This window comes from Paenibacillus sp. CAU 1782, from assembly GCF_054551715.1.
In genome coordinates this window covers 71,609-86,674 of record NZ_JBTOLL010000014.1, presented here as the reverse complement: position 1 = coordinate 86,674, position 15,066 = coordinate 71,609, and the positions used below count along the sequence as shown (strand labels likewise).

6 protein-coding genes are annotated in these 15,066 nt (G+C 57.7%); 5 read left to right on the top strand and 1 reads right to left on the bottom strand.

Annotated elements, in window-relative coordinates; all coding sequences use genetic code 11:
• Positions 1-133 precede the first annotated feature (133 nt).
• Complete coding sequence (locus ACX93W_RS21240) at positions 134-4,018, bottom strand: beta strand repeat-containing protein (protein ID WP_459394375.1); 3,885 nt, start codon at positions 4,016-4,018, stop codon at positions 134-136.
• A 305-nt stretch (positions 4,019-4,323) separates the two neighbouring features.
• Between ACX93W_RS21240 and ACX93W_RS21235 the strand changes: the two genes are divergently transcribed.
• The 5 genes from ACX93W_RS21235 to ACX93W_RS21215 all read left to right on the top strand — a co-directional run bounded on the left by ACX93W_RS21235 (position 4,324) and on the right by ACX93W_RS21215 (position 15,022).
• A complete protein-coding gene (locus tag ACX93W_RS21235; protein WP_459394374.1) occupies positions 4,324-4,524 on the top strand; it encodes a hypothetical protein in 201 nt (66 codons plus the stop codon).
• Positions 4,514-5,773 carry a DNA polymerase IV gene (locus tag ACX93W_RS21230; protein WP_459394373.1) on the top strand — a complete coding sequence of 420 codons (1,260 nt, stop codon included), beginning with the start codon at positions 4,514-4,516 and terminating at the stop codon, positions 5,771-5,773. The genes ACX93W_RS21235 and ACX93W_RS21230 overlap by 11 nt, the downstream gene beginning before the upstream one ends.
• Positions 5,774-5,854: 81 nt before the next feature.
• A complete protein-coding gene (locus ACX93W_RS21225) occupies positions 5,855-6,484 on the top strand; it encodes a hypothetical protein (RefSeq protein WP_459394372.1) in 630 nt (209 codons plus the stop codon).
• A 241-nt stretch (positions 6,485-6,725) separates the two neighbouring features.
• Positions 6,726-13,346 (top strand): DUF7507 domain-containing protein, encoded by a 6,621-nt coding sequence (locus ACX93W_RS21220; protein ID WP_459394371.1) that lies wholly within the window; start codon positions 6,726-6,728, stop codon positions 13,344-13,346.
• Entirely contained in the window at positions 13,343-15,022 is a 1,680-nt protein-coding gene (locus ACX93W_RS21215) for a hypothetical protein (protein WP_459394370.1), read from the top strand. Before ACX93W_RS21220 ends, ACX93W_RS21215 begins: the two co-directional genes overlap by 4 nt.
• Positions 15,023-15,066 lie beyond the last annotated feature (44 nt).

The window sequence follows — 15,066 nt, the reverse complement described above, 5'->3', positions numbered from 1 at the left end:
GGTCTACCTCAGGACAAAGCCGCCAGTTCTCGTGGAACAGGCGGCTTTGTTTATGCGTTGAAGAAAAGGCTCTGCGAAGGAATGGTTTTGCGGATAATGCTTTTCCGATTCATGGATTGATGGGTTAATGACGTTAAATGCTTACTTTTTTGACGGTCAGAGATGCGTTGACGCCTGCGCTCAAGGATACGCCGATGCTTACCAGAGCAGAGGCTGCCAAGTTCAGGGAGTTTCCTGCCGCAAGCGTGACGAGCACGCTGCCTTGGAACACAACGCCTGAAGTCAGAGAGAGTAGCCGTCCTTGGAACGTAGAAGGAATGAAGGTTGTGCCTATTCGAACGCCCGCGGACATTGAAACTGCTGTCAAAACGGTGCCAACCGCTAAATAATAGTTAACTTCATAAACACCAGGCGTAACGATTGTAATTGTGTTTGTACCAAGTGTGACATCAGTGGATGGCATCGTATCGGCAAGCAGGATTTGCTGCGTTCCCCCGCCAATGGCAATCGTTATAGTTTGAGCGTCGTCCGAAAACAGACCGCCGTAGGCCTCAAGGCCAGCAAGACTTTCGCCCGTCGGTCCAGTCGGCCCGGTCGCGCCATCGGCGCCGGTAGGTCCAGTCGGCCCGGTCGCGCCATCGGCGCCGGTAGGTCCAGTCGGCCCGGTCGCGCCATCGGCGCCGGTAGGTCCAGTCGGTCCAGTTGCGCCGTCGGCGCCGGTAGGTCCAGTCGGTCCAGTTGCGCCGTCCGCTCCTGTGGCTCCGTCGGCACCTGTAGGTCCGGTCGCGCCGTCAGCACCTGTGGCTCCGTCGGCCCCCGTCGGTCCGGTAGGTCCGGTTGCGCCGTCCGCGCCTGTGGCTCCGTCGGCACCCGTAGGTCCGGTCGCGCCGTCCGCGCCTGTAGCACCGTCCGCGCCCGTAGGTCCGGTTGCACCGTCGGCCCCTGTAGCTCCGTCAGCGCCGGTAGGTCCAGTCGGTCCAGTTGCGCCGTCAGCGCCTGTGGCTCCGTCGGCACCCGTAGGTCCGGTAGGTCCGGTCGCACCGTCAGCACCTGTAGCACCGTCCGCGCCCGTCGGCCCGGTAGGTCCGGTTGCGCCGTCCGCGCCTGTGGCTCCGTCGGCACCCGTAGGTCCGGTTGCTCCGTCAGCACCTGTGGCTCCGTCGGCCCCTGTAGGTCCGGTCGCGCCGTCAGCGCCTGTAGCACCGTCCGCGCCCGTAGGTCCGGTCGCGCCGTCAGCACCTGTGGCTCCGTCGGCACCCGTCGCTCCGGTCGCGCCATCGGCACCTGTGGCTCCGTCAGCGCCCGTCGGTCCAGTTGGTCCAGTGACACCATCCGCACCAGTAGCCCCTGTAGGCCCTGTTGGTCCAGTGACACCATCCGCGCCAGTAGCGCCCGTAGGTCCGGTAGGTCCGGTTGCGCCGTCAGCACCTGTGGCTCCGTCGGCACCCGTAGGTCCGGTCGCGCCGTCAGCACCCGTCGGTCCGGTTGCGCCATCGGCACCTGTGGCTCCGTCAGCGCCCGTCGGTCCAGTTGGTCCAGTGACACCATCCGCACCAGTAGCCCCTGTAGGCCCTGTTGGTCCAGTGACACCATCCGCGCCAGTAGCGCCTGTCGATCCGGTTGGTCCAGTGACACCATCCGCGCCAGTAGCGCCTGTCGGTCCTGTTGGTCCAGTGACACCATCCGCACCAGTAGCGCCTGTCGATCCGGTTGGTCCAGTGATGCCATCCGCGCCAGTAGCGCCTGTCGATCCGGTTGGTCCAGTGATGCCATCCGCACCAGTAGCCCCTGTAGGCCCTGTTGGTCCAGTGACGCCATCCGCGCCTGTCGATCCGGTTGGTCCAGTGACGCCATCCGCGCCCGTCGATCCGGTTGGTCCGGTGACGCCGTCCGCGCCCGTCGGTCCTGTTGGTCCAGTGACGCCATCCGCGCCATCCGCGCCCGTCGGTCCTGTTGGTCCAGTGACACCATCCGAACCAGTAGCGCCCGTCGGTCCTGTTGGTCCAGTGACACCATCCGCGCCAGTAGCGCCTGTCGATCCGCTTGGTCCAGTGACACCATCAGCACCAGTAGCGCCTGTAGATCCTATTGGTCCAGTGACGCCGTCCGCGCCAGTAGCGCCTGTCGATCCGGTTGGTCCAGTGACACCATCCGCACCAGTAGCGCCTGTCGATCCGGTTGGTCCAGTGACGCCGTCCGCGCCCGTCGCACCCGTCGGTCCGGTGACGCCGTCCGCGCCCGTCGGCCCTGTTGGTCCAGTGACGCCATCCGCGCCATCCGCGCCCGTCGGTCCTGTTGGTCCAGTAACACCATCAGCACCAGTGGCGCCCGTTGGTCCTGTTGGTCCAGTGACACCATCCGAACCAGTAGCGCCCGTCGGTCCTGTTGGTCCAGTGACACCATCCGCGCCAGTAGCGCCTGTCGATCCGCTTGGTCCAGTGACACCATCCGCACCAGTAGCCCCTGTAGGCCCTGTTGGTCCAGTGACGCCATCCGCGCCTGTCGATCCGGTTGGTCCAGTGACGCCATCCGCGCCCGTCGATCCGGTTGGTCCAGTGACGCCATCCGTGCCAGTAGCGCCTGTCGATCCGGTTGGTCCAGTGATGCCATCCGCACCAGTAGCCCCTGTAGGCCCTGTTGGTCCAGTGACACCATCCGCGCCAGTAGCGCCCGTCGGTCCTGTTGGTCCAGTGACACCATCAGCGCCAGTAGCGCCTGTCGATCCGGTTGGTCCAGTGACGCCATCCGCGCCAGTAGCGCCTGTCGATCCGGTTGGTCCAGTGATGCCATCCGCACCAGTAGCCCCTGTAGGCCCTGTTGGTCCAGTGACACCATCCGCGCCAGTAGCGCCCGTCGGTCCAGTTGGTCCAGTGACGCCATCCGCGCCAGTAGCGCCCGTCGGTCCAGTTGGTCCAGTGACGCCGTCAGCGCCCGTCGGTCCGGTCGCGCCGTCAGCACCTGTGGCTCCGTCGGCACCCGTCGGTCCAGTTGGTCCAGTGACGCCATCCGCGCCAGTAGCGCCTGTCGATCCGGTTGGTCCAGTGACACCATCCGCACCAGTAGCCCCTGTAGGCCCTGTTGGTCCAGTGACACCATCCGCGCCAGTAGCGCCTGTCGATCCTATTGGTCCAGTGACGCCGTCCGCGCCCGTAGCCCCCGTCGGTCCGGTTGGCCCAGTAACGCCGTCCGCGCCCGTAGCCCCCGTCGGTCCGGTAGGTCCAGTAACGCCGTCCGCGCCTGTCGCGCCCGTAGGTCCTGTTACTCCTGAGTCAACTTCGAGACTTACAATAGCGGAACCGGGTGTTACAAGGATATTTATCGTGTTTGATTCAAAAATCAGATTTCCGCCATATTCAACTGAAGCGGATCCCGTTGGCCCTATGACGTTAAAGAGAACATCACCTTCAGTAATCCCCGTTGGTCCGGTAGCACCTGTAGGCCCTGTTGGTCCCGTCGGTCCGGTAACACCGGTAGGCCCAGTAGCCCCTGTACTGCCCGTCGATCCCGTTGGCCCTGTTCCACCTGCTGTACCCGTAGCGCCTGTCGGTCCTGTGGATCCAGGCTGACCAGTCGTTCCTGTCGGTCCTGTGGATCCAGGCTGACCAGTCGCGCCTGTCGGTCCTGTGGATCCAGGCTGACCAGTCGCACCTGTCGGTCCCGTGGATCCAGGCTGACCAGTCGCACCTGTAGGTCCTGTGGATCCAGGCTGTCCAATCGCACCTGTCGCGCCCGTGGCTCCAGTTGCTCCCATCTCGCCTGGACGGCCTCTGCGCCCGCGTTCTCCTTCTTTTCCTCTAGGCCCTCTTTCACCGGCTGGTCCAATAGGACCCGTCGGCCCGGTTGGTCCTCTAAACCCTCTGGGTCCCCTTGGACCCCGTTCAGGGCATCGTTTTCCTTTTTTTCTTTTTTTACATTTTTTTTTCTGCCCATCCTCGACAAATCGGCTGATTTGGCTGGATGCTCCGCTTTTTCTCAATCGAATCGAGATTATTTTCTTCTTGTCGTTCAGCTTGAACACCTCCTTATTCTGTTGATATGCTACGGCAAAAACCGCAAAGTTGAGTGTGCGTTTGTAACAAATGTAAAGAAAAGGCAACATTTGTTTTGTTAATGCCATTGTTTTGGCGCCAAAAGGCCAGAGGATAAGCTATGAAAACAAGATCATGCGTTTTCCGAAGCCCGCGTCTCGCAACGCGGCTTCCTGTCGCAAACCCTTCGGTTCCGGGGAAGAACCAAAAGCAGGAGCAAGGAATATTTTGTAACTTGTACGGGAACAATTGTTCGTATAAAATGAGATCAAATCTTGACGGGGAGGTATGCGAAATGTCGGTAGAAAAATATAGGGGGCGGCGGATTGAGTTGATTTATATCGACGGGCGTGAGCATGTCAGCCAAAGGATCGTGGTGGTATTCGGCATTAGGAACGGAACGATGATTGCGTTTGATACGGGGAAAAATCGTCCGCGCAGCTTTCGCCTGGATCGGATTTTGGCCATTAGTCCGGCATCCGGCCATGCCTCGTGAACGGAGCATTCTGCTGATCGACGGACAATCCTTCTATGCCTCGCTGGAAAAGTCGGCCCACCCGGAATACAAAAACAAACCGGTGGCCGTAGGGGATCCCGATCGCTCATCGGGCATTATACTTGCTGCTTGTCCCATGGCGAAGAAACAGGGGGTGACCACGGCCAGCAGAGTGAGCGAAGCAAAGGCCATATGCAAGGACCTGGTGATTATCCGCCCCCGCATGCAGCGATATATTACGATGTCGCTTCTTATTTCGGAAATTTTCGAAAGCTTTACGGACCAGGTCGAGCCTTATTCCATCGATGAACAATTTCTGGATGTAACGGGCTCTGCCGTGTTGTACGGCTCCCCCGAGCAGATCGCCCGCGAAATTCAACGGAAAGTGATGCTGGCGACCGGCGTGTGGTCGAGAGTTGGCATCGGACCAACCAAAATTCTGGCCAAAATGGCGACCGACAACTTTGCCAAAAAACGGGATGACGGCATCTTCAAGCTGGATTACGGCAATATCGAAAACGAGCTTTGGCCGCTGCCCGTTAACAAGATGTTCATGGTCGCCTCGCGGATGACGGCCCGCTTCACTATGAGCGGCATTCGCACCATAGGGGATATTGCCAGGCTGGAACTGCCCATTTTCAAAAGGATGATGAGAAGAATGATGGGCAAGCAGTCGGATATCCAGGCGGAGTATTATTGGCAGACGGCGAGGGGGATCGATCCCAGCCCGGTCGTATCCAAAATCCGGGCGCCGATCAAATCCATCAGCCATGGCAAAGCGCTGCGCGCCTCACTGTACAGCCGGCGTGAGGACATTGAAGTGGTGCTGCTGGAGCTTTCCGTCGAAGTGTGCAGGCGCGCCAGAAGGCTTGGCTACGAGGGGAGAGTCGTTTCTTTGGGAATGGGGGAATCGGACGGGCAGCAGGCGAACGTGTTCAACCGTCAGCTTACCTTGCCGAATCCAACCTCGCTTACGCACGAACTGACAACCGCCGTCCTGAGGTTATTCGGACAGTTTTGGCAGGGGATGCCGGTCAGCCATATCGCGATTGCTTTAACGGGACTGTCCTCCGACAAGGTTCAGCAGCTGGATCTTTTTGACGACAAGGTCAAAATATTCGATCTGGAGCGAGCCGTGGACGGAATCAAGGATCGGTTTGGCGACACTGCCTTGATGAGAGCCTCCTCGCTTCTGGCCGCCGGGGTCGCCCAGGAAAGGGGAGAGCAGATCGGCGGGCACTTCAAATAAAGGAACGGGTGGGTATATACCGTGTCCGCCTTTATCTGAGCCCATATAATGGGGTAGAACCATAAATGGGAGTGAACGCGCATGAAGGTGGATATCGGCTGCGGCTGGAACAAACAACCGGGATATTTCGGCATTGACCGCCGCGCGATCCCCGAAGCGGATCTGGTATGGGATATCAACAAGCCCATACCGCTGCCGGACGACTCCGTCGAGTTCATCATGGCCAGCCGCTCCCTTTCCTATGTTGAAAATTTGTCCTCGGTTTTGAGCGATCTTCACCGAATTTGTACGCATAAAGCCGTCATGTGCATTTTGGCGCCGTACGCCCATAGCTTCATTCATTTGACCAACCCCAACGTCAGACAAAGGTTTGACGAATCCAGTCCTCGTTATTGGACCCCCCATTTCCATGAGCCTTCCCATGGACCCGCTTGTCCTCCGCCGTCTCCCTACGAGGGGGAGGAGCCCCCGTTTGATTTTCGTTTGCTTCGCATGGAATTTCGGTATGCTCCGGAGTTTTCGCCGCCCGATTACGAATTGGAGGAGCTGGAAATGCTGCAGCGCGTCCAATCCAATGTGGTGGATGAAATTTTGTATTACGTGGCGGCCGTCAAAGGGCCGATATCGCGGGAGGAGCTGGAGCGGCTTGAAGGCCAAACCTATCCGCTCCCGATTGCGCTGGGACAAACAGGGTATGACCTCTCAACATAATCAAAATAATGCCGCGATATGATTTTGGGGGGACAAACATGTATTGGCAACTCCGGCATAAGAATAGGTTTGAGGGGCAAAAACGGCCACAGGCGCTTGTTCAAGCTTCTCTAATGAGCCACTTATCCGGGTAAAGGGGGGGACAACAATTCCTCTCATCGTTCGAGCTACCTTCAACGCCACAGGCGCCATTACCTTTACGGGCAATACGCTGGGCCTGAGCCGATCCGACACTGCGGGCGTGCCGGGCACTCTGGACAGCATTGGCGCATTCACAACGACAAACACCGCTTCTGTCTACGGCACTTACCCCGCGGGCACGACGAGCCTGTATCAGAGCAACAGCTCTTCGGCCCAACTCGTTTTGCCTTCCGGCAGCACAGTGCTTTACGCCGAGCTGATCTGGGGCGGTTCGTACATAAACGGGAACGTCAACTTGACCGCGGCTATCAATAACCCCGTTTCGTTCACGACGCCCGCCGGAACGTCGAGCGTCACGCCTGATTCCGCAACGGCGAATCAGGTGGATTTGGGCGGAGGAGCATTCGCCTATGTACGCTCCGCCAATGTGACCTCGCTTGTCCAGCAAGGAATGGGAGGCACCTATACCACTTCGGGCGTCGTCGGCACCATCGTGATCAATAACGACTCGACGGCGAATCATGCGGGCTGGACGCTGGGCGTCATCTACCAAAACCCCACGCTTCCGTTCCGGAACATGTCGCTCCGGGCGGGAGCGGTTTTGGTGCAGTCGACTTCGGGTCCGGTCAACACGACGATTACCGGCTTCGCCACGCCGGTAACCGGCACGCTTGGCGGCAGAGCGTTGTTCAGCGCGCAGGAAGGGGATGCCAACCGGACGGGCGACCAGGCATTGTTTGGTCCTACCTCGTCATCGCTTGTCGCTTTGTCGGGACCGAACAATTTCGCCAACAACTTTTTTGCGTCGCAAATCAACAACGATGCGGGCCAACTGAACACGACCGGCACGTTCGGCACTCGCAACCAGACCAACGGAGCCCCCGGCTCCAACATATCCGGGGGGCGTCAAGGCTGGGATATAACGAATGTCGACGTATCCGCCCGACTGGTCAACAACCAATCGTCGGCGGTGCTTAGTCTGACTACATCTGGCGATGCGTACGTGGTCAACGCCAATGCCATTCAAGTCAACATCAATGCGCCGCAAATCAACGTGGCCAAAAGCGCAAATGTCTCCGGAGTCGTAACCGGAGACAGCATTTTGTATACGGTGACGGTCAGCAATACGGGAACGGCCAGCGCGGCCAGCGTTGTACTCTCCGACGCGTTGCCGCAAGGCTCCACGTTTGTGGCCGGAAGCGTAACGGTAGCCGGCGCGGCAAGGCCAACGGCGGATATTACGACAGGCGTCGCGCTGGGATCGCTGGCCTTCGGCTCGTCGATTACGGTGACGTACCGGGCGAACGTCACCTCGGTGCCGTCGCCGCAGCAGCTCGTCAACACGGCAAATGCCGCCTTTACCTTTCAAAGCGTGGCGGGCGGGCCGGTTATTACTGGCGTCATTCCTTCCAATGGGGTTACGACCACCGTGTATTCGCCGATTCTGTCCATCGCCAAATCGGCGAACGTGGCGAATGCGACAGTCGGCAATACGGTGACGTACCGGCTGGATATATCCAATACGGGGAATATCGGGGCGACAACTACGATCGCCGACAATGTTCCGGCAGGAAGCTCGTTTGTTGCCGGCAGCTTTACAGTCAACGGGGTCGCCGTACCGGGCGCAAATCCCGTCGCGGGAGTGCCAATCGGTACGGTCGCGGCAGGAGGGACCTCGGTCGTCACGTTCCAGGTGCTGGTTAATTCGCTGCCATCTCCGCCGCAGTTGGTTGATCAGGCGACGGCCGCCTATACGTTCCAGCCGCCTGACGGCCGAACGGTATCCGGTTCGGCGGCCTCCAACACGCTGACGCTGCCTGTTCAGCTTCCTAGCGTAACGGTTGCCAAAAGCGTAAACCTGCCGGATGCGGCCATCGGCGATACCTTGACGTTTACCTCCGTCGTTACCAATACCGGCACGGCGGCGGTCACGAATGTGGTGCTGACTGACCCGATTCCGGCGGGCACCGCGTTTGTGCCAAACAGCGTGACGGTCGGCGGCGCATCCAGGCCGGGCATTTCGCCCGCCAGCGGCGTTGCGGTCGGCACGCTTCCTCCGGGAGCCTCTGCCACAGTGACGTTCCAGGTAACGATAACGTCGTTGCCGTCGCCAGCGCCGGCGCAAATCCGAAACCAGTCCTCCGTTTCGTACAGTTCGGGCACGTTCACGGGCATTTCGCTTTCCAATGTCACGATAACGCCGGTTTATCAGGCGATTATTGCGATAGCGAAATCGGCCAATCGAACGACGGCTACGCTGGGTTCGATTATTACGTATACGCTAGGCGTCAGCAATAACGGCAATATCGCGGCGGTAGTGACGCTGACCGACAATATCCCTGCCGGCACCGCATTTGTGCCAGGCAGCGTGACGGTCGGCGGAGTGTCCCAGCCTGGCGCTTCCCCGGTAGCGGGCATTGCGCTGGGTTCCATTGCGCCTGGGGCCGCTGTTCCGGTCACATTCCAGACGGAGGTAACCAGCCTGCCGTCACCGCCGTTCCTGGTCGATCAGGGGGCAGGAACATTTACCTTCCAGCTGCCGAGCGGACGCAGCGTGTCGGGCTCAAGCGTATCGAATACCGTTACGGTAACCGCCTCCGCGCCGGATGTGGATGTAATCAAAGCTGCCAATTTGTCAGCAGTAACGGTTAACGATGTATTGAGGTACACCATTTCCGTTGTGAACAGCGGCGTTGATCCGGTGACTAGTGTCGTCGTTTCGGACCCGATCCCGGCGGGCGCCGTATTCCTGCCCGGCACGGTTACGGTAAACGGAGCAGCGGCGCCAGGTGCCAATCCCGACGTCGGTATAACCGTTGGAACGTTGGCTCCGGAAACTTCGGCCACCGTGACGTTTCAGGTGCGGGTTACTTCCGTGCCAAACCCTGCGCAGTTGTCCAATCGTGCGCTCGTCGCTTTCCGTTCCGGTTCGTTTAGCGGCAGTTCTGTCTCCGATCCGGTCGTTACGCCTGTTTTTCAACCCGTTATCGGCATAGTCAAAGGCGCAAGCACGTTAAACGCTTCGGTGGGAGACACGTTCACCTATACGTTCCAAGTCTCCAACACCGGCAATATCGCGGCTTCTGTTACGTTAACCGACACGATTCCGGCCGGAGCCGTATTCGAGACGAACAGCGTAATTGTAGGCGGAACGCCAACGCCCGGCGTTAATCCCTTAACGGGCATTCCGATCAGCTCCATCCCGCCGGGAGGTTCCGTTGCGGTTAGCTTTGTCGCCAATAACGCATCGCTGCCGCCTAGCCAGCGGCTGGTCAATCAGGCTGCGGGACAATATTCGTACACCCTGCCTGACGGCCGCTCTTTTTCTGGCTCCACTGTGTCTAATACCGTAAGCATCACGGTGTCCGTTCCAAGCGTGGGAGTCGTCAAGAATGTCAGTCCTACTACGTCGGCTGTAGTCGGAGATATTCTTACCTATACCGTCGTAGCGACAAACAACGGAATCAGCAATATCAATAATGTCGTAATTAGCGACGTCGTGTCGCCCGGTTCTTCTTTAATACCCGGAAGCGTAATTGTGAACGGCTCGCCGCAGCCCGCCGCAAATCCGAATTCCGGTATTCCAATCGGTACCCTCGCTCCCGGCGCCGCGGCTACCGTAACTTTCGAGGTGATCGTAACGATGGCAATTCCATCGCAAATTAACAACCAATCGACGGTCAGCTTTACATCTGGCACGTTTTCCGGCACCTCCTCCTCCAATGTAACCACGGTACCTGTAACGCAGCCGCAAATCGCTTTGACCAAAAGCGCAAGCACGAACAACGCAACTGTCGGCGATTCAATCATCTATACGATTGATGTCAACAATTCAGGGAATTTGCCTGCAAACCTGACCTTGTTCGATCCGATTCCCGCCGGCACGACCTTTACGCCTAACAGCGTCACCATAGGCGGATTTCCGTCGCCTGGTTCTTCTCCGGTCAGCGGTATTGCTGTCGGAAACGTAGCTCCCGGCGCAACCGTAAGGATCACTTTCGGCGTCGTTGTCACCTCGCTGCCCACGCCGCAGCAGCTTAGCAACCAAGCAAACTCAACCTATACATTTACGACGCCGGACGGCAGGACATTATCGGGCAGCGCGGTTTCCAACACCATTACGTTTCCCGTCTCCTCTCCCGATGTCACGGTCACAAAGTCGACGCCATCCACGGTTGCGGCAATTGGAGACACAGTTACGTATACAGTGGCGATTCGGAACAACGGAATTGAAGCGGTAAGCAATGTGCTTTTCTCGGACCAAATTCCCGCCGGATCATCGTTTGTGCCCGGCAGCGTAACCATTAACGGCGTTGCCGCGCCAACTGCAGTTCCGAGCGCAGGGATCTCGCTGGGCACAATCGCTCCATCAGCGACCACAACCGTGCTATTCAGTGTTGTCGTCAATTCGATACCGTCTTCGGCTACTTTACGCAACCAGGCGTCGGTCAACTTTACGTCAGGAGCGTTCTCTGGCACCTCGCTGTCCAATATTGTAGAAATTCCGGTATCCCAGCCAATCATCGGCGTGGTCAAAAGCGCAAGCGACGACATCGCTACCGTTGGCGAAACACTCACTTACACATTGACCGTCGCGAACACGGGGAATTATCCGGCACAGCTGACAGTGACGGACAATATCCCGGCGGGTACCTCGCTGGTGCCAAACAGCGTTATGGTCAACAACTTTCCTGTTCCCGGAGGGGACCCTGCAGCTGGGATCAACGCCAATACCATACAGCCGGGCGCCACAACAACCGTTATGTTTTCCGTCGTTATCGATACGCTGCCGCCTTCGCAGCAGCTCGTCAACCAAGGTACGGCGAACTACACGTTTATGCTTTCGGATGGTCGGACGTTAAGCGGTTCTTCAAACTCCAATACGCTCACAATACCGGTTTCGGCGCCTAACATTTCCGCGGTCAAGAGCAGCACGTCGACAGCCGTGGCAGTTGGCGATGTCATTACGTATACAACGGCGATTACCAATACCGGCATTGATCCGGTTACCAACGTGGTCTTTACCGATCCGACGCCTGCCAACACCGCCTTTGTGACAGGCTCAGTGACGGTGGATGGTACGGCCAGAGCTACAGCCAATCCTGCTAGCGGCGTCTCCATCGGCACTATTGCGCCGGGGGCAACTGTCAATGTAGCGTTTAACGTAACGGTTACCGCGCTGCCGACGCCAAATACGATCAGCAACCAATCGTCGGTAAGCTTTACATCAGGCACCTTCTCTGGTGTTTCCTTGTCCAACATCGTTACTATTCCGGTTTATCAACCGATTCTTGCCGCCGTCAAAAGCGCCAATACCGCTAATGCAACAGTTGGCGATACGGTTGCCTATACCGTTGCTTTGAACAACACAGGCAATTACGGGGCAACCGTTGTATTGACCGACACAATCCCTGCGGGCACATCGTTTGTGCCAAACAGCGTGCTGGTGAACGGATCGCCGGTTCCCGGGGCGGACCCGTCGACGGGTATACCGGTCGGCAATGTAACCGGAAGTTCGACCGTTACGTTCTCCGTCGTCGTCAATTCGCTGCCGGCGGATCAACTGCTGAGCAACCAGGCGTCCGCGACGTATTCCTTTATTTTGCCGGATGGTCGCACGTTGACGGGTTCCTTAACCTCCAATACGCTGGTTATCCCCGTCTCCACTCCCAATGTGAGCGTGGTCAAGTCGACGACAACGGTTGCCGCCGCCGTTGGCGAAACAATTACGTACAGCGTTGTTGTTACCAACAGCGGGCTGGAGACGGTCAACAATGTGGTCTTCTCCGATCCCATTCCGGCCGGTTCAATCTTCAACGCGGGCAGCGTGACGGTGGGGGGAGCAGCGCGTCCAACCGCAAATCCAATCAATGGCTTTTCGCTTGGGCCCATTGCGCCTGGAGATTCCGTCACGGTTACGTTCAGCGTAACCGTAACGTCAGTTCCGAATCCGGCGCAGCTCAGCAACAGATCGCAAGTCAGCTTTACATCCGGCGCGTTCTCTGGCGCTTCCTTCTCGAACACGGTTGTTACGCCGATCTACCAGCCGGCCATCGGCCTGGTGAAAAGCGCCAACACGTCCAACGCGACGGTCGGGGATACGGTTGTTTATTTCTTCAACGTCACGAATACTGGCAACTGGCCGGCAACGGCTACCTTGTTCGACAATATTCCAGCTGGCGCCTCCTTTGTGCCGAACAGCGTTATTGTTGATGGCGTGGCACAGCCGGGAGCCAATCCAACGTCGGGTATTTCGGTCGGCACCATTGCGCCTGGCGATACGGTCAACGTCAGCGTGTCGCTACAGGTTACGGTGGATACGCTGCCGAATCCGCAGCAGCTGGTCAACCAAGGCAGGGTGGACTTTACGTTTACATTGCCGGACGGCGTAACGCGTACGGGCAGCCAGCTGTCTAATCAACTCGTTATTCCGGTTTCCTCGCCGGATGTGACGGTCGTGAAGAGCACAACGGCTATCGATGCGGTCGTCGGCGATGTCATCACGTACACGATTACGATCCGCAACAACGGCTTGTCGCCGGTCAATAATGTCGTCATGACCGACCCTGTGCCTGCCGGCACCGTCTTTGTAACGGGCAGCGTAACCGTGGACGGTACGTCGAGACCGACGGCTAATCCGAATGTCGGTATTCCGATTGGTACGATTCCATCCGCAACAACCGTGACCATTACGTTCCAGGTGCGGGTTGTTGAAATATGAAATCCGGTCCCGCAAGTAACCAGAAGCTGCTGAATCAGTCTCTTGTTACGTTTCGCTCCGGCAATACCGATCTGGTTGCTTACTCCAATACGGTGGCAACCCCGCTTGTCGGACCCAAGCTGGAACTGACGAAGCGGGCCAAACCGGATTGCGTATCGCTGGATGAGACCATCACTTACAAATTGACCGTTCGCAACGACGGGAATAGAGCGACAGAAGTAACCTTGTACGACCCGCTTCCGGAAGGAACAGCTTTTGTGAAAAACAGTTTGCTGGTCGATGGAGCACCGCTGCCGGGCGTCAAGCCCGGCAGCGGCATCCCGCTAGGCTTGATACAGCCGGGAACGCAGGTGCGCATTGCTTTTCAGCTACTCGTCGTATGTCTGCCCCCTGGTTTGAAAATCGTAAACCAAGCGCATGCCGACTATATTTTTTATACGCTGGACGGGAGGGAGATCAGCGGGACGGTATGGTCCAATAAGGAAAAGGTACAGGTATTGGACCACAGCTTCTCCGCCCATCTGAAAGCCTGCACGGAATATACGTTTGTTGGCGACGTGGTTTCCTTTACCGTCAAAATCGTCAATCGGGGCATATCCAAAATGAAAAAAACCATCGTCAAGCTGAAGCTGCCGCCGGAGGGCGAATTGATAGCCGAAAGCATAACGATTGACGATGTCTGCATTCCTTCGGAGGATACGGTGGACGGCATTTACGTAGGGACGATCCACCCTGGAAGCACTGTCCTAATACACTTTCGCGTCAAGACAATCGGAGTGCCGAAGCCGCCGAAGCTTCGCGTGCAGGGGATCGTATGCTGCCGAATCAACGATCACTCCTATGAGGAGGAGACGAACAAGGTCAAGATTGAGGTGATTGCTCCCGGAATTACGCTTGCCAAAACGGCGGATGCCGCTGCGGCAACAAGAGGGGATACCCTCATTTACGAACTGAGAGCAGACAACCAAAGCCTATATGCAGTGGATGCAACCGTCAGGGATTGCTTGCCGCCAGGGACTTTGTTTGTATGGGATAGCGTGAAGATTGACGGAGAACCTGTCAGGGGCGTGCAACCATCGGAAGGCATTCATCTCGGCACGTTGAGGGCGAGGTCATCCAGCATCATTACGTTTGCTGTCAGTATTCCGGCTTCCGCCTTGTCCGGAACGGAATCCGTTCTGATCAATAAAGGCAAGCTGAGCTATACGTACCGGCTGCCGGATGGAAGGCTGGTGCGGGAGAGCGTTGTATCCAATACGGTAAAAACAGAGCTGCTTGCACCGCTCCTATCCTTGCACGCAGCAGTTTCACCGACCGTGATTGAACCTCGCGGCAATATCCGATTTCAGCTGGAGCTTCGCAATGACGGCAATCTGCCGGCCGATGTTTCGCTTGCCGAGCTTGTGCCGAGCCAACTGTGCTTAATCAGAGACAGCATGCGCATTGACGGAGCGGACGCTTACCAATGGGACGGAGAGCGGCTTTTGCTGGGACTTGTTCCAACCGGCAAAATCATTCGTATCCGGTATGCGGCCAAGGTTGATGAAGGAAAGGAGCCCGATGTAATCCGGGGAGTTGTTCTCGCTCGCTACAGCTATCAAGTGAACGGAAAGCTATACAAGGAAGAGATTCGATCGAACGGATATAAGATAACGGTTGAGGATCACTATGAATAGGGATGTCCGCACAAAACGGAAAAAGCGCAGATGTAGGCTGAGTG

Coding starts and splice junctions, on each gene's coding strand:
- ACX93W_RS21215 (WP_459394370.1), top strand. CDS start 13,343: ATGAAATCCGGTCCCGCAAGTAACCAGAAGCTGCTGAATCAGTCTCTT.
- ACX93W_RS21230 (WP_459394373.1), top strand. CDS start 4,514: ATGCCTCGTGAACGGAGCATTCTGCTGATCGACGGACAATCCTTCTAT.
- ACX93W_RS21225 (WP_459394372.1), top strand. CDS start 5,855: ATGAAGGTGGATATCGGCTGCGGCTGGAACAAACAACCGGGATATTTC.
- ACX93W_RS21235 (WP_459394374.1), top strand. CDS start 4,324: ATGTCGGTAGAAAAATATAGGGGGCGGCGGATTGAGTTGATTTATATC.